At 54.2% G+C, this 1783-nt stretch carries 1 rRNA gene; it reads left to right on the top strand.

Annotated features, from left to right (window positions below):
* Nucleotides 1-209 precede the first annotated feature (209 nt).
* A 16S ribosomal RNA gene (locus QC815_RS17280) occupies nucleotides 210-1742 on the top strand.
* Nucleotides 1743-1783 lie beyond the last annotated feature (41 nt).

Raw genomic sequence — 1783 nt, 5'->3', positions numbered from 1 at the left:
CAGCTCTTTAATAATTTGATCAGGTAATTCATGTGGGCGCTTGCCGATGAGGGTGATAAATCACCGAATATCAAGGCAAGCGGTCATGTAAACGACAGTTTTTAAACGAAAGTTTTTAAACGACAGTTGAATGAATTCGTTTGAACCTTGAGCCAAGTTTGGTTCGCTTCTGTCGCCTTCGGGTGGCAGGTAAGAACCGCATAGATCTTAAACTGAAGAGTTTGATCATGGCTCAGATTGAACGCTGGCGGCAGGCCTAACACATGCAAGTCGAGCGGTAACAGGGGTAGCTTGCTACCCGCTGACGAGCGGCGGACGGGTGAGTAACGCATAGGAATTTACCCGGTAGTGGGGGATAACCTGGGGAAACCCAGGCTAATACCGCATACGTCCTACGGGAGAAAGGGGGCTTTGGCTCCCGCTATCGGATGAGCCTATGCCGGATTAGCTAGTTGGTGAGGTAATGGCTCACCAAGGCGACGATCCGTAGCTGGTCTGAGAGGATGATCAGCCACATCGGGACTGAGACACGGCCCGAACTCCTACGGGAGGCAGCAGTGGGGAATATTGGACAATGGGGGCAACCCTGATCCAGCCATGCCGCGTGTGTGAAGAAGGCCCTCGGGTTGTAAAGCACTTTCAGCGAGGAAGAACGCCTATCGGTTAATACCCGGTAGGAAAGACATCACTCGCAGAAGAAGCACCGGCTAACTCCGTGCCAGCAGCCGCGGTAATACGGAGGGTGCAAGCGTTAATCGGAATTACTGGGCGTAAAGCGCGCGTAGGTGGCTTGATAAGCCGGTTGTGAAAGCCCCGGGCTCAACCTGGGAACGGCATCCGGAACTATCAGGCTAGAGTGCAGGAGAGGAAGGTAGAATTCCCGGTGTAGCGGTGAAATGCGTAGAGATCGGGAGGAATACCAGTGGCGAAGGCGGCCTTCTGGACTGACACTGACACTGAGGTGCGAAAGCGTGGGTAGCAAACAGGATTAGATACCCTGGTAGTCCACGCCGTAAACGATGTCGACCAGCCGTTGGGTGCCTAGCGCACTTTGTGGCGAAGTTAACGCGATAAGTCGACCGCCTGGGGAGTACGGCCGCAAGGTTAAAACTCAAATGAATTGACGGGGGCCCGCACAAGCGGTGGAGCATGTGGTTTAATTCGATGCAACGCGAAGAACCTTACCTACCCTTGACATCCTGCGAACTTGGTAGAGATACCTTGGTGCCTTCGGGAGCGCAGAGACAGGTGCTGCATGGCTGTCGTCAGCTCGTGTTGTGAAATGTTGGGTTAAGTCCCGTAACGAGCGCAACCCTTGTCCTTATTTGCCAGCACGTAATGGTGGGAACTCTAAGGAGACTGCCGGTGACAAACCGGAGGAAGGTGGGGACGACGTCAAGTCATCATGGCCCTTACGGGTAGGGCTACACACGTGCTACAATGGCCGGTACAAAGGGCTGCGAACTCGCGAGAGCAAGCGAATCCCTTAAAGCCGGTCTCAGTCCGGATCGGAGTCTGCAACTCGACTCCGTGAAGTCGGAATCGCTAGTAATCGTGCATCAGAATGGCACGGTGAATACGTTCCCGGGCCTTGTACACACCGCCCGTCACACCATGGGAGTGGACTGCACCAGAAGTGGTTAGCCTAACTTTGGAGGGCGATCACCACGGTGTGGTTCATGACTGGGGTGAAGTCGTAACAAGGTAGCCGTAGGGGAACCTGCGGCTGGATCACCTCCTTAAACGATGCATCATCCTCGCGGTAAGCGCTCACAATGAATTA

Origin of the sequence: Vreelandella gomseomensis (assembly GCF_031451645.1) — a bacterium.
Classification (GTDB): domain Bacteria; phylum Pseudomonadota; class Gammaproteobacteria; order Pseudomonadales; family Halomonadaceae; genus Vreelandella; species Vreelandella gomseomensis.
This window is presented reverse-complemented; position numbering and strand designations above follow the sequence as displayed.